At 58.8% G+C, this 18486-nt stretch carries 18 protein-coding genes; 2 read left to right on the forward strand and 16 right to left on the reverse strand.

What is annotated here, in order from left to right; genetic code table 11:
• Positions 1-359 precede the first annotated feature (359 nt).
• Positions 360-1475: a saccharopine dehydrogenase family protein gene (locus BQ8482_RS11670; protein WP_123147750.1), complete on the reverse strand. Its 1116-nt coding sequence runs from the start codon at positions 1473-1475 to the stop codon at positions 360-362.
• Positions 1476-1602: 127 nt separating this feature from the next.
• On the opposite strand from BQ8482_RS11670, the gene BQ8482_RS11675 reads away from it, so the two are divergent.
• Together BQ8482_RS11675 and BQ8482_RS11685 are read left to right on the forward strand one after the other, a co-directional pair.
• Positions 1603-2034: an Lrp/AsnC family transcriptional regulator gene (locus tag BQ8482_RS11675; protein ID WP_123147825.1), complete on the forward strand. Its 432-nt coding sequence runs from the start codon at positions 1603-1605 to the stop codon at positions 2032-2034.
• Between the two features lie 482 nt (positions 2035-2516).
• Positions 2517-3437, forward strand: a complete 921-nt coding sequence (locus BQ8482_RS11685) for a LysR substrate-binding domain-containing protein (protein ID WP_123147752.1) — start codon at positions 2517-2519, stop codon at positions 3435-3437.
• A gap of 85 nt (positions 3438-3522) precedes the next feature.
• On the opposite strand, the gene pcaF is transcribed toward BQ8482_RS11685, so the two are convergent.
• From pcaF to dapF, 15 genes are all read right to left on the reverse strand, one after another.
• Positions 3523-4728, reverse strand: coding sequence for a 3-oxoadipyl-CoA thiolase (pcaF, locus tag BQ8482_RS11690; protein ID WP_123147826.1), 1206 nt, complete (start codon positions 4726-4728; stop codon positions 3523-3525).
• A 2-nt stretch (positions 4729-4730) separates the two neighbouring features.
• Positions 4731-5534, reverse strand: a complete 804-nt coding sequence (locus tag BQ8482_RS11695) for a CoA-transferase subunit beta (protein WP_123147753.1) — start codon at positions 5532-5534, stop codon at positions 4731-4733.
• On the reverse strand, positions 5531-6388 hold the full coding sequence (locus BQ8482_RS11700) for a CoA transferase subunit A (protein WP_123147754.1): 858 nt from the start codon (positions 6386-6388) through the stop codon (positions 5531-5533). Before BQ8482_RS11700 ends, BQ8482_RS11695 begins: the two co-directional genes overlap by 4 nt.
• A gap of 60 nt (positions 6389-6448) precedes the next feature.
• Complete coding sequence (locus tag BQ8482_RS11705) at positions 6449-7777, reverse strand: aspartate aminotransferase family protein (protein ID WP_123147755.1); 1329 nt, start codon at positions 7775-7777, stop codon at positions 6449-6451.
• Between the two features lie 19 nt (positions 7778-7796).
• Positions 7797-8120, reverse strand: a complete 324-nt coding sequence (gene fdxA / locus BQ8482_RS11710) for a ferredoxin FdxA (RefSeq protein ID WP_123147756.1) — start codon at positions 8118-8120, stop codon at positions 7797-7799.
• A 47-nt stretch (positions 8121-8167) separates the two neighbouring features.
• On the reverse strand, positions 8168-9598 hold the full coding sequence (locus tag BQ8482_RS11715) for a KamA family radical SAM protein (RefSeq protein ID WP_133254748.1): 1431 nt from the start codon (positions 9596-9598) through the stop codon (positions 8168-8170).
• A 437-nt stretch (positions 9599-10035) separates the two neighbouring features.
• Positions 10036-10260 (reverse strand): hypothetical protein, encoded by a 225-nt coding sequence (locus BQ8482_RS11720; protein WP_123147758.1) that lies wholly within the window; start codon positions 10258-10260, stop codon positions 10036-10038.
• Between the two features lie 14 nt (positions 10261-10274).
• A complete protein-coding gene (locus BQ8482_RS11725; protein WP_133254749.1) occupies positions 10275-10424 on the reverse strand; it encodes a hypothetical protein in 150 nt (49 codons plus the stop codon).
• 69 nt (positions 10425-10493) lie between these two features.
• Positions 10494-10658, reverse strand: coding sequence for a hypothetical protein (locus BQ8482_RS38075; protein WP_165848520.1), 165 nt, complete (start codon positions 10656-10658; stop codon positions 10494-10496).
• A 378-nt stretch (positions 10659-11036) separates the two neighbouring features.
• On the reverse strand, positions 11037-11204 hold the full coding sequence (locus BQ8482_RS40060; protein WP_280178823.1) for an IS4/Tn5 family transposase DNA-binding protein: 168 nt from the start codon (positions 11202-11204) through the stop codon (positions 11037-11039).
• Positions 11205-11487: 283 nt separating this feature from the next.
• Positions 11488-12609, reverse strand: a complete 1122-nt coding sequence (locus BQ8482_RS11735) for an ABC transporter ATP-binding protein (protein WP_244602749.1) — start codon at positions 12607-12609, stop codon at positions 11488-11490.
• Entirely contained in the window at positions 12575-14344 is a 1770-nt protein-coding gene (locus BQ8482_RS11740) for an ABC transporter permease subunit (protein ID WP_123147761.1), read from the reverse strand. The genes BQ8482_RS11735 and BQ8482_RS11740 overlap by 35 nt, the downstream gene beginning before the upstream one ends.
• A gap of 523 nt (positions 14345-14867) precedes the next feature.
• Positions 14868-15866, reverse strand: coding sequence for a succinylglutamate desuccinylase/aspartoacylase family protein (locus tag BQ8482_RS11745; RefSeq protein WP_123147762.1), 999 nt, complete (start codon positions 15864-15866; stop codon positions 14868-14870).
• A 104-nt stretch (positions 15867-15970) separates the two neighbouring features.
• Positions 15971-17074, reverse strand: a complete 1104-nt coding sequence (locus tag BQ8482_RS11750; protein WP_123147763.1) for an ABC transporter substrate-binding protein — start codon at positions 17072-17074, stop codon at positions 15971-15973.
• A 92-nt stretch (positions 17075-17166) separates the two neighbouring features.
• Positions 17167-18054, reverse strand: a complete 888-nt coding sequence (dapF, locus tag BQ8482_RS11755; RefSeq protein WP_165848522.1) for a diaminopimelate epimerase — start codon at positions 18052-18054, stop codon at positions 17167-17169.
• Positions 18055-18486: the final 432 nt, after the last annotated feature.

Here is an 18486-nt window from a genome sequence, read left to right on the forward strand (position 1 = left end):
ATTTGCGCGCGATCAAAGCATCATCCGGCCGGCCGTGATATCGACATCTATTCAGAAGTTAGTTCCAAATCGGAATGAGGAGCAGAACCGGCGCGCGCCCCGACGGCAATATGGAAGAGAGCCAATGTGCGGTCATGATCCGTAGCCGTCGCTATCCGGCACGCTGTTCGACCGGTTCGCGCCGCGTGAGTGGCGACGCGAACATGGGAGTGCTGCCATCGATCGGCCGATGAAAGCCGCCGGGCGTCATGGCCGCACGAGCGGGAGTACCATCCCCGCTCCGTGCACTCCGAAGCCGATTGCTGGCGGAAATCGCTATTGTTCGACGAGGACCGCGGCATGCGACGAAAACCCTTCGATCAGGCCGCAAGTCGGGCGGGGTGCCCGTTCTTCCTCTCGCTCTGACGGTAATAGACCCCGAAGCGGTTCTCCAGGAACATATCAAGGCCAATGTCTTCCTGCCGGATAAAGCCATGGGTCGGGATCTTGCCGCCGGCGAGCAGGTCAAGAACCGCGCAGGCACTTGATGCGGTGGTGACTTGGATCGCACTCGTGGTGCGTCCGCCGATCTCTGTGCTGTATATCTTGTTTGCGTAGCTCTCCTGGATGAACAGCCCGTTCCTGTGTCCCGAAACGGTGACGAAGATAACCACCACGTCCTGCATGGTGGTCGGCAAGGCATGTTCGAGAACGTCCTTCAGCACATCGCGGCGGTGCCGCAGTCCAAGGTCCTGCAAAAGCGTCTTCATAATCGACACATGACCGGGATAGCGAATGCTCCGATAGTTGAGCGTTCTGACCTTGCCCTTCAGCGTTTCGCAGAGCGTGCCGAGGCCGCCGGAGGTGTTAAAGGCTTCGTAGGTGACGCCGTCGAGCGAGAATTCCTCGCGCTCCTCCAGGGCAGGAACTTCGACGAGTTCGCCGTTGACGATGGCTTCGCAGGGCTGGATGTATTCGTTGATGACCCCGTCGGTGCTCCAGGTGAGGTTGTAGTTTAGGGCGTTGCTCGGAAACTGCGGAAGTGCGCCGACACGCATACGCACACTGTCGAGGCTGTCGAACTTGCGCGCGAGGTCGCTTGCAACGATTGAGATGAAGCCAGGCGCCAAGCCGCTTTGCGGAATGAAAGCGGTTTTCGCCGTCTTCGCGATCTGTTTCACCTGTCGTGTGGATTCGACGTCTTCCGTGAGGTCAATGTAGTGCACGCCGGCTTTGGCGGCTGCGGTGGCGATCGCGACGGTCAGCTGAAAGGGTGCCGCACTCACGACAGCGAACTTGCCGGACAACAGAGCGGTTAGGGCCGCCTCGTCGGCAATGTCCAGCCGTGCCGTCGCTATCGCGGGGCCGGTTTCGACAGCAGCAAGCTGTTCGTCACTGCGGTCAACGACGGTGACACGATAATCTCCCGCATCGGCGAGCAAGCGCGCGATCGTGGTGCCGATTTTGCCGGATCCGATGACGACGACATCCTTCATGAGGTTCTCCTGAGACGATTAAATGAACTCGTGAGGTGAGGTTCTCAGATTGTGCAGTTGATGTGCAGCGATGAATTTCATAGAAACCCTATGTGAATTGGGCAAATCGCAGGGATCTGTCGGCACAATGAAGATATCCGACAAAGATCGCCAGCTTCTGATGGTGCTTTCTGAGAATGCCCGCATGCCGACTGCCGTTCTCGCTCGCCGGTTGGGCCTGTCACGCACGACGGTGCAAACGCGGCTCGACCGCCTCGAACAGGAGGGAGTGATTACAGGCTACGGGGTCCGGCTGTCGGACAGTTATGAACAAGGCCTGGTTCGAGCTCATGTGATGATTGTTCTCAAGGAGAAGGCCTTGGGAAGGGTCGTTCAGGCTCTTCGTGCCCTTCCGGAGATCATGTCCGTTCATTCGGTAAGCGGGGGCTTTGATCTGATTGCTGAGGTGGCCGCACCGTCGATTAGCGAGCTCGACAGGACGATCGATGTGATCGGCGACGTAGATGGTGTTGAGAAAACCCAGTCATCAATCATCCTGTCTACCCGATTCCAACGGTAGGCGGGCACGCCTGCCGGTTGAGCTTAACTTCTCAGGGAGCCGGCCGCGGGAATGCTGAGCGCGTGAGACAAATTGGCCAAAGCGAAGACCAGCGTCAGCAAACTCCGAGACCGGGGTTGGAAAAGCTTGCAGTGACCTCCACGAAGCTGCGAGTTTGCCGGCGACTTCGCGCTCTTGATGCCGATGAGCTTGTGATGCAACCTTTGGCTCCTTTTTGCGCCATGCCTTCGGGCGATCCTCGGGGACGGCGTCTGTTGAATCTGCTGGCGCTGTTGTCGAGCGTTCAATGATCCGCTTAGCCCATTTTCTTGCTGGTGCTGCGCGACGCTTCTCGGCAATTTTGCTCGGGCATGAGAAATTCGGCTGGCAGTGCGCACAATGCTCGGCTTCAGGATCCTGGACTCTGGGGCTACGTGTTGAATGAGGTTGATGAATGTAATAGATGTGAACTGTGAGTTTCGTTCATAGAACGTGTTGAGCCCGTGCACTCAATAGGCTACCGCAATCTGCCGTCCTATGCCTTGTTGCGCAGCTTTGAGTGCGCTGCCCGGCATGACAGCTTTACCCAGGCAGCGGAGGAACTTCGTCTCACGCAGAGCGCCATCAGCCGCCAGGTCAAGGAGCTTGAGGAGATGATCGGAGTGACACTGTTCCGGCGCGTGGGGCGACGCGTCACGTTAACCGAAGCTGGCAAACGGTTTGCGGCCGATCTGGCGGTCGATCTTGAGAACGTCAAGCAATCGGTTGTGCGGGCGATTGCCGCCGGCGAGCGAAATTCGACGTTGCGCATCGGCATTCTGCCAACATTTGCCAGTCGTTGGCTGATCCCGAGATTGGCTACCTTTCTGAACGATCATCCCAACATCGACATTAGGCTGGAGACCCGCACCCTACCGTTCGATCTAACGCGAGAGCGCTTTGATGTCGCGATCCATTTCGGAAAGGCCAACTGGCCAGACGCCCGTATGAACAAGTTGTTCGATGAGGAAATGCTGCCGGTTGCATCCCCGAAATTTCGCGACACGTACATGGTAACCGAGCCCGCTCGTCTCGCGGCGGCCCCACTTCTGCATCTCATTACTCGTGAAAGCGCGTGGATCGACTGGTTCGCGATGAACGGGATCAGCGACAAGCGACTGCTGAGCGGCCAACATTTCGATCAGTTTTCCATGATCATCTCGGCCGCCGCATCCTCGCTCGGGGCTGCCCTTCTACCCAGATACCTGATCGAAAGGGAGCTTGAGCAGGGTATTTTGATCCCGCTAAGCGACACGCCGCTGAAGACGCAAAACAGCTATTTTGTAGTCAGCCCTGCAGGCGACGTTAACCCACAACTCAACACTTTTTCACGCTGGCTGATATCGACCGCACGGCGCACCAGCATGACAATCGCTCACGAGTAGACTCGCTTTGTCATTTTTGACCTGATGCTTCCTAACTGTGTCGCACTGCGGCCTCCGGTCAACGTTAGTGGCGCAAGCGGCATCTTCACGCCCGCTCGAGCGCGAGGGCACTGCCTTGGCCGACTCCGATGCACATGGTGGCGAGCGCCAGCCTGCCGCCGCGCTGGAAAAGCTCCAGCGCCGCCGTCCCGGTGATCCGAGCGCCCGACATGCCGAGCGGATGGCCGAGGGCGATCGCGCCGCCGTTGGGGTTGACCTGCTCGGCGTCGTCCGGGATGCCGAGGTCGCGCAATGTGGCGAGACCCTGGCTCGCGAACGCCTCGTTGAGCTCGACGATATCGAAGTCGGACGGCTTGAGATCGAGCCGCGCGCAAAGCTTCTTCGTCGCCGGGGCCGGGCCGAAGCCCATGATGCGCGGCGGTACGCCCGCGATCGCGCCGCCGAGGAAGCGCGCGATGGGCGTGAGCCCGTAGTGCTCGACCGCCTCTCCGGAGGCGATGATCAGTGCTGCCGCCCCGTCATTGACGCCCGAGGCGTTGCCCGCTGTCACCGTGCCGCTCTCGCGGAACGGCGTTGGCAGCTTGGCCAGCGCTTCCATCGTCGTTTCGGGACGGGGATGCTCGTCCTTCTCCACGACGATCGGCTCCTTCTTGCCCTGCGAGATCAAGACCGGCGTGATCTCCTTGGCAAGCCGGCCGTCCTCGATCGCGCGGGCGGCTTTCTGCTGCGAGCGCAGCGCGAAAGCGTCCTGGTCGACGCGCGAAACCTTGAAAGCCTCGGCCACGTTCTCGCCGGTCTCCGGCATCGAATCGACGCCGTACTGCTTCTCCATCAGTGGATTGACGAAGCGCCAGCCGATTGTGGTGTCGTAGATGACGGCGGCGCGCGCGAAGGCCGTCTCGGCCTTGGGCATGACAAAGGGCGCGCGGCTCATGCTTTCGACGCCGCCGGCGATCGCCAGCGAGATCTCGCCTGCCTTGATGGCGCGCGCCGCCGTCATCACTGCGTCCATGCCCGAGCCGCAGAGCCGGTTGATGGTGGCGCCGGGCACGCTTACCGGAAAGCCCGCCAGAAGCAGCGCCATGCGCGCCACGTTGCGGTTATCCTCGCCCGCCTGGTTGGCGCACCCGAAGAAGACGTCGTCGACAGCTTCGAGATCGAGCTGCGGGTTGCGGGCCGCGAGCGCCTTCAGCGGCACGGCCGCCAGATCGTCGGCCCGGACGGCGGCGAGCGCGCCGGCGAAGCGGCCGATCGGCGTGCGGATATAGTCGCAGATGAAGGCCTCGGGCATCGTCATGCTCCTCCCGCCCCTGCCTCCGCCTTCTCACCCCTGTGGGCAGCCTCGGTGCGCGCCTTGAGGTCGCGCAGCGTGGTCAGCTCGCGTTCCGTCGGCGGCGGCGTCTCCTCAAGAGTCTCAGCGAAAGCGACCTGCCAGCCGCACGTCGCCTGCACCTGATCGCGTGTGACACCGGGATGGAGCGAAACCACGGTGAACTTCTTAGTCCGCGGATCGGGCTTCCACACCGCGAGATCCGTAACGAGCAACGTCGGGCCCTTGGTGGTGATGCCGAGCTTTTCCCGTGCGTCGCCGCCAACACCGTGGCCAAAGGAGGTGAAGAAATCAATCTTCTCGACCATCGCCCTCAGCGACTGCTTCATGGTGATGAACACCTCGCCGCAGGAGGATGCGATCTCCGGCGCGCCACCGCCGCCCGGAAGCCGCGTCTTTGGACTGTCGTAATCGCCGATCACCGTCGTGTTGATGTTGCCGAAACGGTCGAGCTGCGCGGCGCCCAGGAAACCCACCGTGATGCGTCCGCCCTGCAGCCAGTAGCGGAACATCTCCGGCACCGAGACCGTGGTCACCGCGGTCTCGCACAGTTCGCCGTCTCCGATCGAGAGCGGCAGCACGTCTGGCGCTGTGCCGATCGTGCCGCTCTCGTAGATGAGCGTGATGTCGGGTGCGTGGGTGAGCCGCGCGACGTTGCAGGCCGCCGACGGCGCGCCGATGCCGACGAAGCACACATCGTCATTCCTAAGAGCCCGCGCCGCGGCAATCGTCATCATCTCGTCGGGGGTGAATCCGGGATCGCTCAATCCGCCCTCCTCAGATGGCTGACGCGCCCCGCAAAATCCTCGGGGGCCGCCTTCAGAACATATTGCTTCATCCAGGCCTGGAAAGCCTCGCGGTCGGCCGCGATCTTGTCCCATTCGAGATAGGCGGCGTTGTCGCGCGCATAATAGCCATGGGCATAGGAGGGATGTGCACCGCCGGGCACCATTGCGATCGCCGCGACCGTCCAGTTCGGCAGTACGCAGCAATTGGGGTGGACGTCGGCGAAGTTCTCCACCACTTCCTCGACGGTGACCACGGCGCGCTTCGCCGCCAGCACTGCCTCCTTCTGGATGCCGATTACGCCCTCGACGAGCACGTCGCCCTTTCGGTTTGCCTTTTGCGCGTGGATGAAGGCAACGTTGGGCTTTAGCGCCGGGATCGCGGCGAGCTGTTCTCCGGTGAACGGGCAAGCAACCGACTTGATGTTCGGGTTGACCGCGGCAAGCCCCGCCCCGCGATAGCCGCGAAAGACTGCGAAGGGCAGCCCCGCTGCGCCCGCCTCGTAGGCGTTGGCCATGCCGGCATGGCTGTGCTCCTCGACTTCGACGGTGCGCGGATGACCGTTTTCGATTGCGTCGCGGCAGCGCCGCAAAAGACCTACACCCGGATTGCCGAGATAGGAGAAAACAAGTTTCTTCGCCATCCCCATTCCGACCATCTGATCGTAGATCAGGTCCGGCGTCATGCGAATGAGCGTCAGATCCTTCCGCCCCTGCCGGATCGCCTCGTGCGCAGCGGCGTGCGGGATCAGATGCGTGAACCCCTCGAAGGCGACGCTATCCCCGTCAGAGAGGTTTTCTGCGACGGCGTCGGCCAGAGAGCAGAACTTGGCCATGATTCCAGGCTCCGGGTTGTGTTATTTGGGTCGCGCAGGACCCGACCGCGTTGGCTGTGGTTACAAACAAGGTTTGATCTTACGCAGCGCGTCGAGGACCAGGGCCGCCATGTCGTCGACATCCTGCTCCGACATGGCCGTAGACAGGAATCCGGTGCCCGTCTCGACGACGAGAAGGCCGCCCTCGAAAAGATGCCCGACAAATTTCGAAAGAAGCGCAGCCCTATCCGGCGAGAGGTAAGCCTGCCGGTAGTTCTCAGGCCCCTCTGCGGATAGGTGAATCCGAAACATCGATCCACGACCGGTGACACAGGCGGGCACGTCCGCTGTCCTGATCGCCTCGCCGATCAAACTACGTGCGCGGTCGCCCAATGCGTTGAGCCTGTCAACAGCTTCCCGGTCGTACAATTCCATTGCCGTATGACCGGCGATCATCGTGACCGGGTTTGCCGAGAACGTGCCATAAAGCGGAAAAGGTGCCGGGCCGTTCAGCGGGTTCATCACTTCCATCACCTCGGCGCGTCCGGCAATACCCCCGACGGGAAAACCACCGCCTATCATCTTGCCCAAGGCAGTGATGTCCGGCTGAACATCATACCATTGCTGCGCCCCTCCGACGTTGGAGCGGAACGTGATGACTTCGTCAAAAACCAGAAGTGCCCCGTTCTGCTCGGTCCAGCGTCTCAGCGCACGAACGAAGTCTTTGGCGGCCGGGATCACACCAATGCGATGCGGGAGCAGATCGACAAGCACACAAGCCAGTTGGTCGCGATTTCCATCGAGTATCGCAAGCGCGCGTTCCACGTCGTTGAACGGAATGACCACGACGTCGTCGAGCGCGCGCCGAGGTGTCCCGCGCGAGACCGCCACGCTTGACGGGTGTTCCGGCTGCCCCCAGTTTTCCGGCTTCGCCGTCTGACTTACCTCGGCGTAGTCGTAGAGGCCGTGATAGGCTCCTTCCACCTTGGCGATCTTCGGCCGCCGGGTAAATGCCCGGGCGGCTTTGAGGCTCGCCATGACCGCCTCGGTTCCTGAATTGACGAAGCGGATTTTCTCGAAGGCAGGATTTCGGCCGCACATGTGCTCGGCATAAGCAATCTCGGCTTCGGTGCCGACGGTAAATGCGGTTCCTTTCCGCAGCTGCTCGCCGACGGCGGCAACAATCGCCGGGGGGGCATGTCCGTGAATCAGCGAGGCGACATTGTTTGCAAAGTCGGTTCGACGGACGCCCTCCACGTCATAGACGTGGCACCCCGCCCCGCGCTCGGCGTAGATCGGATGCGGCTTGCGCAGAATTGTATTGCGGCTGCAGCCGCCCGGCATGACCGCTTGCGCGCGCTCAAAAAGGGCGGCACTTTTCGATAATGTTGTATGCACCTTCGCGTCCATGCGCGTCTCCCGTTGGCAACTAACGCTCCAAATGGCTTAGCTTGCCCTGTACTCCATCCCACTCCGCTGCGTCGGGAAGCGGTTCCTTGGAATCGGTTATGTTGGGCCACAGCCGCGAGAGCTCTTCGTTGAGCTCCAGAAAGTGCTTCATGTCCGCCGGCAAATCCGTGTCCCGGTAGATCGCCTTTGCCGGACACACCGGAGTGCAGGCGTCGCAGTCAATGCATTCGTCGGGGTGGATAACGAGGAAGTTCGGCCCCTCGTAGAAGCAATCGACCGGGCACACATCGACGCAGTCGGTATATTTGCACTTGATGCAGTTCTCGGTGACGACGTAAGTCACAACCGGCTCCCGTAAAGTTTGAAAATGCCGGATACGTCTACCGGTGCCTACTCCGCGGCCTCGAGGAATGCTGGCTTGATCCCGTACATCGAATAGAGCCCAGCCTCGTCGAAGATCACGCGATCGTCGTAGCCGCTGAACCAGATTGCATCCGGGTTTCGACCGACGATGGTCACCTTGCACCGGTCCCTCGCATCCGCGGCGGAACGCAGCAGCTTGAAGATCACGACTCCTTTTTCACCACCAGGGACGCCCGGTACGGACTCGTTGGTGACGGCCGCCACTTCGGTCTTGCCCTTGTAGTGAGTGATCGAAAGCCGCGCATGCGCCTCGACGCCCGATAGGCCCTTCTGCGACTCGTTCAGGAGTTGCCATGCTCGCTCGATTGGGACATTGAACGCCTTGTGCCCGACTATGTCGCGACCGCAGAAAAAGTAGTGGTTGTGGATGCCGTTTCGAAGCATCTCGCGTTGCATGATCCGCAGCGCTTCGGCATCGTCGTTAATATCGCGAATGATCGGCGACTGATTGTGGATAGTGATCCAGTCGCGCCGGGCGAGTTCCTTGACCGCAACCCGCGTTTCGGCAATCCATTCGAGCCCACCGCCAGGATTGTCGAAATAGCCGCCATCCGGTGTCTTGCGGAGAAACTCGTCAGGATGGTTGAAGTGCACCATCATCCGCATGCTGACCTCCGGGTAGGCCTCATGAAAGGCATCGAGCATCGTAAAGAAAGTCTGGTCGAACCGCTGCGGATGAAACGCCAGTTCCTTGGTCCCGATGCGAATATTTTCGACGCCGGCTTCTGCGAGCCCGGCCAGCCAGGCAGCGATGTTCTTGTTCCCCAGAACCATGGGATCGCCGCCTGACATCAGGATCTCGCGAAGCTTCTCACGGCCGGTTTCTGGATGGCGGCCGCCATTCGCGGTCACCGCCCTGTTGTGCTCGCGAATGTATTCGACAATCTCGCTGAGCTGCGCCAAGCCTTTAGGAGCAACTGTCCCATCCTCGCGGGTGATTTCTTTGCGGCCGATCAGTTCCTCGCGATAGCAGAAGCGACAGTGGGCGGAACAGGTGGACGCCACATAGAGTAGACCAAGCTCGTACTTATGGATCAGCCCCTCGCGCGGGCTGTAGGTCATCTGCTTGCCCGGATCTTCGGCACCGTCGAGATCATAGGTTTCTTTCGGGCTGGCTTTCACCAGCGTCTGCATGGGTCGGCTGTATTGCGCCTGCTCATAATAGTGCCGTGTGATCTTGATCGGCATCCGCGCCTCCAGATCTCTCACGGTGCCTTTCAGCTCCAGGATCCGGTCTAATTCTTCTTGTGAATAGAACCGGCTCATATCCTGGGACACGTCACCGCTGGCGAACTTGGCTATGCCGGTGATGATCTGCCGGTCGTATTTACCGTTGACGACTTTGTCCAGAAACGCCTGCTCACGCTGCGAGGGCATGTATTTTTGTACGGTGCTCACGGCGCACTCCTCCTAGGCTGTGACATGCCACGTTGGCCCGAGACCAACGACTTGATTTCACTGCTTCAGTTTTGGATGCCTTGGCCCGACATACAAACGTATATTGATCACCAGTCAGTGACTCGCGCTCATGAGGACAGCTCGGGGTTGTGTGCGTCAAGTTCATGTGTGGATGGCAGCCGTTTTGCAAGGAAGAACCTGAAGCATTGGACGTGTGATCGAGTGCGGTCATGTGTCAGGCCTTTGGTTGCGGCCTTCCCATATGCCGCGGGCCGGTATGGTGATGCGCGGATCAGGTCCAAATCAGCAAAGCGAGCTTGCTTGGGCTCTCACCTTGACTCTGGTTTTCCTGACCCCGATCTGATCGATCATTTGCCCATGCAGTTCATGCCTTCCTTACTTCCCCGACGTCCCGGTCTCGAGTGCGCCGCGCGGGATCACGCAGGCACCGTCGCCGGATCCCGGTAGTTCTCTCGTTTCGTCAGCATGGCCCCGATGCCACGCGCCATCTTGTTGGCCAGCGCGATTGCCACCAGCATGCGCGACTTCTTCACCATCGAGCCGGCAAGCCAGGAGCCGTCGGGCGCGCCCTCCGAGATGCCCATCGAACCACAGCCATGGCGCCGATAATGAGCAACCGCCGAATATTCGCGCTGGCCCATCTTCGATACCTTCCCTAATCGTTGCTTGCCGGCGGTCGACCTCTGCCGAGGGACCAGCCCGCGCGAGCGGCGAAATCGCGACCGCACTTGAAGGTTTCCATCGGCGGTGCAAAGGTTTCGATGGCCAGAGCAGTGATAGGGCCAACATCGGGCATGGTTTGCAAGCGTCGAGAAGTTGCAGCTTCTTTTGGACAGCGCGTCGATCTTCTTCTTCAATGCTTCGAGCCGGCTACTCAACTGGTCAACTGGTCAATCTGGTCCAGTATGTCTCTGCAGATGTCGCGGACCAGAGCCGGCAGTTCTGCGCTCTCGTCCTCGACGATCTCTGCCGGACGCCGCAGGTGGCCGATGCCCTGCGGAGCAACATAACCGAACTCATAGAGGTGCGCGCAATGCATTGACCAATTCGGTTCGCTGATTCACGAACTGTTGTCTGGTGCTCTGGTGCGAAACACGATGGCCCGGGACTGCTGCCCCTCGGTATTCGGTTCGACAAGCGCATCGTCGGTCGTTGCGTTGCTTCGACGATCGCCGCCGCATCTGCGGCGTCGTTCTTTTGGCGCTTGATGAACGGTTTGACATAGCTCGGCGCAATCAGTCTCGGCTCATGGCCAATCAGCGCGGCAATCGCCCGCGCGACCCTTTTTGGCTTCCAGCAGGCCGATCTCTTCGGCGCCATGGCCGATGTCGCCTCAAGACTCGATCTGCTTACGCCTATCTCTCCCTGCCAACGGGGTCATCTAATGGCAAGGCGACCCCCGCCGGATGATTACGCCTTAGTGTTGGCCGGTCTGGCACGCCAGCGGAATGCTTGCTCCCATGGCGCCCTCCATTCGCTCCACGAGCTGGCGGAATCGTTTGCCCAGACGCTCATCCGCAAACCTACAATCGGCAAGCTCACGATCAAACCATGCGTCTGTCGCCCCGTCCCCCGTCCATGGCACCGTCCTCCGCGATTCGGTGCCAAACAAGGAATCATGGGCGATTCATGCCGCGCAAGAGTTGTGGGTAATTGAAAGCCTTATCGGACGGTTACGCTAAGCCAGGCATTTAGTGGTTTAGTGGTCCCGGCGAATGCAACTACCGACGCCGGTGATTGGGTGATTGATGTCTTCCGCTGGTTTGACGGTTTGACGGAAATCGCCATTAACTCCATTAACAGAAGAAGCAAGGCCTTGGACAGGCGCAGCAGATCCTTAGGCTCAGCATCCCGAACTCGGGTGCGCCTCAATTCAAGACGATGCAGTTGTCCACATTCCAGGAAAGAGTGACCGGCGTTCCGCCGGCAAGTTGGGTCTGCCCCCGATTTTGCTGCTTGACCGTAATGGTTTCATGTTCGCAGCGAACCGCATACCGCGTCATTTCGCCCAGAAACAGGGCATCCTCAACGACCCCGTCAAGGGCATTTTGAGCATGGGAGGTTACGCCGCGCGGGCTGATATCGACATGCTCAGGCCGCACAAAGAGCCATCCCGCATCGCCCCGCAACTGCCCGGACAAGCGAGCGACGCCTGCGGTGAGGTCGCCGATGGTCACCTTGCCCGCGCCATTTTCGACGCGGTGGACACGGCAGGGGAGAAGGTTGGATTCGCCGACGAACGACGCGACGAAGCGGTCTTGCGGACTGTAGTAGAGGCTCCTGCTGTCGGCGACCTGAACGAGTCTGCCTTCGTTGATTACAGCAACTCGGTCCGACATGGTGAGCGCTTCGTCCTGATCGTGCGTTACGAACACGACAGTCATATTCAGCTCGTCCTGGATGCGCATGATCTCGATCTTCATGTGTTCGCGCAGATTGCGGTCGAGAGCGCCAAGCGGTTCGTCCATGAGCAGGATGCTCGGATTGAAGACAACGGCGCGTGCCAGCGCAATGCGCTGCTGCTGTCCACCGGAAAGCTGATTAGGATACCGGTCGCGGTATTCGACCATCTTGACCAATTGCAAAGCGCGCAAGACTTTTTCCTCCGTCTCGGCCCGCCCGACCTTGCGGACCGTGAGAGGAAAGGCGACGTTCTCAGCCACGGTCATGTGCGGAAAGAGCGCATAATTCTGAAACACCATGCCGATGCCGCGCTCGTAGGGGGGCACGTCCACGATGGAGCGCGGACCGAGCAACATGTCGCCGCCACTCGGCGGTTCGAAGCCGGCGATCATCTTTAGCGCTGTGGTCTTGCCGGAACCGGACGGCCCGAGAAAGGTCAGGAATTCGCCCGGCTCAACGTAGAGGTCGAAGTCGCGCACGACGTGAAGTGCGCCATACCACTTCTGGATTTTCTTCATCTCCAGGCTTGTGGACATCATTGTCTCCTGTCGTTCATTTTCTGGCACTGGTTGAGGTACGAATTTCATGCCGTACCCTGATCCACTGAACAGTCAGGATCGATACGATTACGAGCGCGACGATGAAAGTCGAGGCCGTACTGAGGAGAGGGTCAACCTGGTACTTAATGTCGCCCCAGAACTTCATCGGCAGTGTTGGCGTCTGTCGTCCAAGCAGAAAGATGCTGACGAGCAGTTCGTCGAACGAGGTCAGAAAGGCGAGAAGACCCGCGGTAAGCAGCGCCGGCTTCAGGATCGGCAACGTTACAAGGCGAAGCACCTGCGTAGGGCGCGCGCCATGGACCGCCGCGGCCCTCTCGAGCGACTGGTCGAAACCGCGCAATGCGGCTGCCATGACCACGATGACATAGGGCACGGATAGAAGAACGTGTCCAAGCACCAGCCCAATGAAGCTGCCGAGCACGTGGATGCGCGCTTCGAAGACGTAGAGTGACGTGGCGACGATGACCACCGGTACCATGAGAGGAGATAGAGAGAACAGGAAAAGTGCCCTCTTAATAGGCAGTGTCGTCCGTACCAGCCAAAAGGCGCCCATGGTGCCGATGATCGTGGCAAGTAACGCAGAGGTGAGCCCGAGTTTGGTCGAGAAGAGGAAGGATGCCTGCCAGTCCGTGGCATTCGCCAACTTCTCCCACCACCGCAGCGAAAAGCCTGGAGGAGGAAAAACTACGAAGGAAGACGAACTGAAGGAGAGGATGACAACGACTATCAGGGGGGCCGTGAGAAACACCAGGACGACGACCGTATAGGCCCAAAGCCAACGCGATTTGTGGGTCAATAGGGGCTTGGTCGTCGCATGAACCAGAGTTTCGACAGCAATCAGAAGCGGTTGCAAGAACCTTTTCGCGCCTTTTAAGGCACGGGATCTCGCGCCAGGCGGCTGGTTTGACAGTTCGGCGATCGCGGGAGACCATATCATTTCGAGAGGAATAAAGAGGCTTGCAAGGAAGAGCGTAGCAATTGTCACTAGCAGGAGTACGATCGACGACGCATAGCTGAGTTCGAAATTCAGCAGTGTCGTCATCTGCGTGACTATCAGTTGCGATATCATGGTGTCGCTCGGCCCCCCGAGAAGGGCCGGCGTGATGTAGAAACCAATAGCAACGATGAAGATCAGGATCCCAGCGGAGAATACGCCTGGAAGCGACATCGGGAAATAGACGCGCAGGAATGCCTGGACCGGTTTCGCTCCAAGAATTTGCGCCGCGCGGGCGAAATCGTGATCGATCCGCGTCATCGACGAAAACATCGTGAATATTGCCATGGGAATAAACACATGTGTCATGCCGATGACCACTGCAAAGGTGGTATTAAGGAGCGGTAATGGCTCGCTGGCAATGCCCAGCCGGACAAGCGTGTTGTTGATAATTCCCTCACGGCCCAGGATTATGATCCAAGCGTAGGTTCGGATAAGAAAGGCGGTGAACAACGGGACGAGAATGAAAATCGTCACAATCGATAATGCGCGCGGCCTGATTTTCGTCAGCAGATACGCAACCGGGTAACCTGCCGCCAGTGACACTACGGTCACGATCAGCCCGATCTTCAGGGTATACAACAGGATCCTCAGGTTGGTCTCGTTGGATATTATGCGCGCGTAGTGCCCAAAATTCAGTTTGGTACCTTCGACGCTGCCCCACAGGACAAACGAAAGCGGAATCACGAGGAACCCAACCAAAAGCGCAACGAGCGGACCAGCAATGATGCTGCCACGAATCCAGCGATTTGCCAGCAGGATGTTCATGTGATTTCGCCCCTTGCTCGCGGGTGATGTGGCCGAAATAGCGGCTCTTTCTGTTGTTAACATCACACTCATGCAATATCGCTCCTGGTCGCATTGCCTACGAGGCCCGCATGGATGTTTCCGGGACGGCGGGTACCGAGCCCTCTTTTGGGATGGCCGGATGCGTCTGCGCCTAAGGAGCAGCCCCTCCTTTGCTCTGATTTCATTAGCGTCTTGCCGAATGTGACCGATCGCCCGGCTCGACACTGTATAGTACTCGCCAGCTACCTGGCAGTCGATCAGTCGATCTAAAGCTCTTCATTGCACAAGCCTCGGGCTTTTGGGATGGGGCTGAGGCTTCGAAGTCCAAAGATGCGCGCGACGTTTGGAGCCTCCTTTGGCGGGGAAGGAGGTGAACCCTCACCCAGCAGGCCGCCTGCCCGCCATCCGACACCAGCGCATTTGCCGGCGGTCGACGTCCCGTAGCCTCGTTGGCTGTACCGCTACATTCTGAGCCGCAGTCCGCTGTGGCATAAGTCTGCCTCTAAATCATAGCTTTATTTTCCTCGATACCTATCGCCCCCGCAAAAGAACCCTCTTTGATTGAGGGGTGCGTTACACGCCAGAGAACGAAGCCGGACTCCGGCGCGCTAAGTTCGGCTAATGGCTCGCCAAACATATTGGTGATCGTGCCGAGACGCTGCCCCTTAGTCACCCGGTCACCGGGTTCTACCTCAGAGTGGAAGTCTCCCCCCGCTGGGCTATAGATCCACAGGTAATCACCACAATGAATCTGAGCGTTTCGGGCTTCTGAAAGGGGTGTGCTGATGATACCGAGAGTGCGTGCAACGTTCAAAACTCCCTCAACGAAGAAGGAGACCGTATCTTCGGTGACTAGACCGTTTGCTCCAGCTTCCGGAAGCACGGCGAGTCGACCGTGGCGAGCGAAAGCCGAGGGAGAATATGTCCCCGGCCTATCCATAAAGGGCGCCGGTAGAGCAAGAACAAACTCGGCGTCAAAGCACATCGCTATCTGCCGCGCCCGGGCGTTGAGCTGAGGGTCCGGCGCATGTTGAACGATCACGAACTTCGAGACGTTCTCTCGCAAGTTGCCCCCGTGCATGTCTATGAGACAATCCGCGCCGGTGCACCATTCGTTCATGATCGCATCGCAAAGGGCTTCAGAAAACGTGCCGTCCTTCTTGCCAGGAAACGTGTGTTCGATATTTTTGCCGTCAAGCGGACAAACATAATCTGGATACTCAAAGAGCCCCGGCTGGTTGATGAATGGAATAATCGAAACACTGCCTTCCATACTCTCCGGGTCGAACGCTCTTTGAAGTCGCACGGCGGCTTCTATTGCCGACACCTCATTTGGGTGAATACCGGCGCATATACAAAGGCGTGGACCGGGTCTTTTCCCGCGGATTTCGCAAATCTCCCATTTGTAGCCTGCGAGCCGCGGACTTTCGAAACGTGCATAACCGCGGAAAAAGCCAGGTTGGCCGTATTCGCCGCTATTTCTAAGCGCAGTGACTTCCATACTATTTCCCTTTACTTTCGAAGTAGAATGTTCGCGCGCGCTCCGAACAAGGCCGACGGCATAATTGCCGCTGCAGGAGAATTGATCCTGCAGCGGCACACACATCACTGCGTAAGCAGAGCAACGCAGCGTTCCATCGCAACATCATAGTTGGTGCGGCCATCGGGGCCCTTCGTGCCCCACCATTCGTAGTTTTGGAAAACTTGGTTCTTCACAAGGTCTGGCGCTCCGGGCAGCGTCTCGGCCAATTCCTTCGGAAGAAACTTGAACGCATCTGGGTTCACGGGACCGTAGGAAATCGCCTCGGCAAATACTGCCTGCGCTTCGGGGCGGGACATGTAGGCCAGCAGTTTCGCCGCGTTTTCCTTATTGGGAGAATTCTTTGCGATTACCCAGTATCCATACTCCAACAGCGACTGCTCCCACGACATCGCAAGCGGCGCGCCTTCCTTCTTCGCAGCCACAATTCTTCCGTTGAAACTCGAAGCCATGTCGACCTCGCCGGCAATAAGAGCCTGCGGCCCGTCGCCACCTGCGACCATCCACCGACCCACATGTGGCATCAACTCCTTGATCTTGGCAAAGGCGCGATCCATGTCGAGAGGATACAGATTGTCCACTGGGACCCCGTCACCTAGTAGCGCCCCTTCGAGCAAACCACCCTCAACAATCTTTTCGCATTTCGACAGCCCACGCTTCCCTGGAAAGTCCTTTACATTGTAAAAGTCTACCCAGTTTTTTGGGTGCTTCCCGTCTTCAGGGAATTTGTTGGTGTTGTAGGCTATAACGGACGAATACGTGTAATTACCGAGCCCGTACTCGTTTCTCAACAGCTCCGGTATGCTGGCCAAGGTCTCCTTGTCGAAGTAGCTGTAGTCTATCTTCTCAAGAGAGCCGTTGGCGACCCAACTCGCAAGCTGACCGCCCGCAATGTCGGCGATGTCATATGCGGGTTGCCCGAGCTTCACCGAGGCCAACAGCTTTGCGCTATCCTCTGCCACTAGCACGACCTTAATGCCGGTGTCGCGCGTGAACGGATCGAAAAACGCCTTCTTTTCCGCTGCTTCTAAGGTCCCTCCGATCGAACCAAAAACGACTTCGCCGGTACCTTTGAGGTTATCAGGAATCTCCTGCGATTGCGCCGAAAAGGGCAACGCTGCCAACAGCAGCGCCGCACTGAGTGCAAAATGGGTTGTCGTTGTTTTCATAATCTCATTCCCCTGTTTTTGTGTTGGTGGCTCTTACTACCTCTTGTCGGTCCCGCACGATCTGAGCCTTTGACCTGCGGCGCACTGGCGCGCTACTTGCCTCCTTCTATGAAACCATGACAGCAAAACGCGACTGGTCCGGTCATGCGGACTTTGTCGCCATCCAGAAGTTCGATATCCAGCTTTCCGGCCGGAAGATGAACGGCGATTTTGTTGGAGGTGACGAGACCCCGCTTAAGAGCCGCATAAGAGGCAACGCAGGCGCCAGTTCCACATGCCTTGGTGAGTACGCCTGGTCGTTCCCAGACCTGGAGCCGGAGTGTCTGTCCGTCGAGGACCTGAGCTGCGCCCACGTTAGCACCCTCTGGGAAAAGAGGATCATTCTGCACCGCGGGCGCATAGCGGCCCATGTCGACGCTATCGAGTTGATCGACAAAGAAAACGGCATGCGGGTTGCCGATGTAGAGGGCTACGCCATCCGAGAGCGGTCCGCTTTCGATGGGCAAATGCAGCGTATCAACCTCTCGGGATAATGGAATCTTGCGCCAATCCATGCTGATCGGTCCAAGCGTGACGCTGACCTCCATTGGCCCCGCCCGCCGGCAGTGGACGGCGCCCCCTGCCAACTCCATCACCACCTCATCTTTCCCGGATTCCTCGAGCAGCAGATACGCCACGCAGCGAGTGGCGTTGCCGCATGCCCCAACTTCCTTGCCGTCGATGTTGAAGATCCGCATTGCCGCATAAGCGCCGGCGCGCAGCCCCTCTTCCGAGGCCCGTTCAATGGTCAGCAGCTGCTCGCCCCCAACGCCGACGTTAGTGCTGCATATGCGCACAATGTCATCATTGTTTAGAGGTTTGCTGCCGTCTCGACGGTCGAGAATAACAAAGTAGTTTTCCAGGCCGTGCATCTTGATGAATGGCCACTGGGGCGGCAACTCACCCGGGGACGGTAGTGAGAGAAGATCCGTATGCTTCATTGGCCAATCAACTATCATTTGTGGCAGGCCTGCGCCGCACGGTCAGCGCGATATATTTGCCACTGCTATTCTTCCTCGAGCGCAAGCTTAGGGCTCCTGTTGCAGATTGGTCTTCCCATTTTCCAACCAAAGATTTCCATAAATTTCTTAGGTTGGAAAATAGAATTTCACGGCGCTTTAATCCACTCTGGATATATGGAGGGGCCGCGCGACTTAGCCAGCGCCAGATACAGTTCGCGCACTAACAGAAGCCGTTCGGCATGCTCTCGGCCCCAATCAGGCGTTCAATCGTATTCGGCTCCTGAAGCGGCACGGAGATCCAGAAGCCGCTCGGCGACAGTGACAAATCGCTCGGCGAGGGCGCGTAGGCACTGGTCACGCCCCTCGCGGCGATCAAGATCGCGGTTCCGGTTTGTGGCCGCCTCAGTGAAT

It is taken from the genome of Mesorhizobium delmotii, from assembly GCF_900149755.1.
Taxonomy (GTDB): domain Bacteria; phylum Pseudomonadota; class Alphaproteobacteria; order Rhizobiales; family Rhizobiaceae; genus Mesorhizobium; species Mesorhizobium delmotii.

Excerpts from the sequence above, each read along its gene's own strand:
- BQ8482_RS11670 (WP_123147750.1), bottom strand. The coding sequence starts at position 1,475 with ATGAAGGATGTCGTCGTCATCGGATCCGGCAAAATCGGCACCACGATC.
- BQ8482_RS11675 (WP_123147825.1), top strand. The coding sequence starts at position 1,603 with ATGAAGATATCCGACAAAGATCGCCAGCTTCTGATGGTGCTTTCTGAG.
- pcaF (WP_123147826.1), bottom strand. The coding sequence starts at position 4,728 with ATGCCCGAGGCCTTCATCTGCGACTATATCCGCACGCCGATCGGCCGC.
- BQ8482_RS11700 (WP_123147754.1), bottom strand. The coding sequence starts at position 6,388 with ATGGCCAAGTTCTGCTCTCTGGCCGACGCCGTCGCAGAAAACCTCTCT.
- BQ8482_RS11705 (WP_123147755.1), bottom strand. The coding sequence starts at position 7,777 with ATGGACGCGAAGGTGCATACAACATTATCGAAAAGTGCCGCCCTTTTT.
- BQ8482_RS11720 (WP_123147758.1), bottom strand. The coding sequence starts at position 10,260 with ATGGGCCAGCGCGAATATTCGGCGGTTGCTCATTATCGGCGCCATGGC.
- BQ8482_RS38075 (WP_165848520.1), bottom strand. The coding sequence starts at position 10,658 with ATGCATTGCGCGCACCTCTATGAGTTCGGTTATGTTGCTCCGCAGGGC.
- BQ8482_RS11735 (WP_244602749.1), bottom strand. The coding sequence starts at position 12,609 with ATGAAATTCGTACCTCAACCAGTGCCAGAAAATGAACGACAGGAGACA.
- BQ8482_RS11740 (WP_123147761.1), bottom strand. The coding sequence starts at position 14,344 with ATGAACATCCTGCTGGCAAATCGCTGGATTCGTGGCAGCATCATTGCT.
- BQ8482_RS11745 (WP_123147762.1), bottom strand. The coding sequence starts at position 15,866 with ATGGAAGTCACTGCGCTTAGAAATAGCGGCGAATACGGCCAACCTGGC.
- BQ8482_RS11750 (WP_123147763.1), bottom strand. The coding sequence starts at position 17,074 with ATGAAAACAACGACAACCCATTTTGCACTCAGTGCGGCGCTGCTGTTG.
- dapF (WP_165848522.1), bottom strand. The coding sequence starts at position 18,054 with ATGAAGCATACGGATCTTCTCTCACTACCGTCCCCGGGTGAGTTGCCG.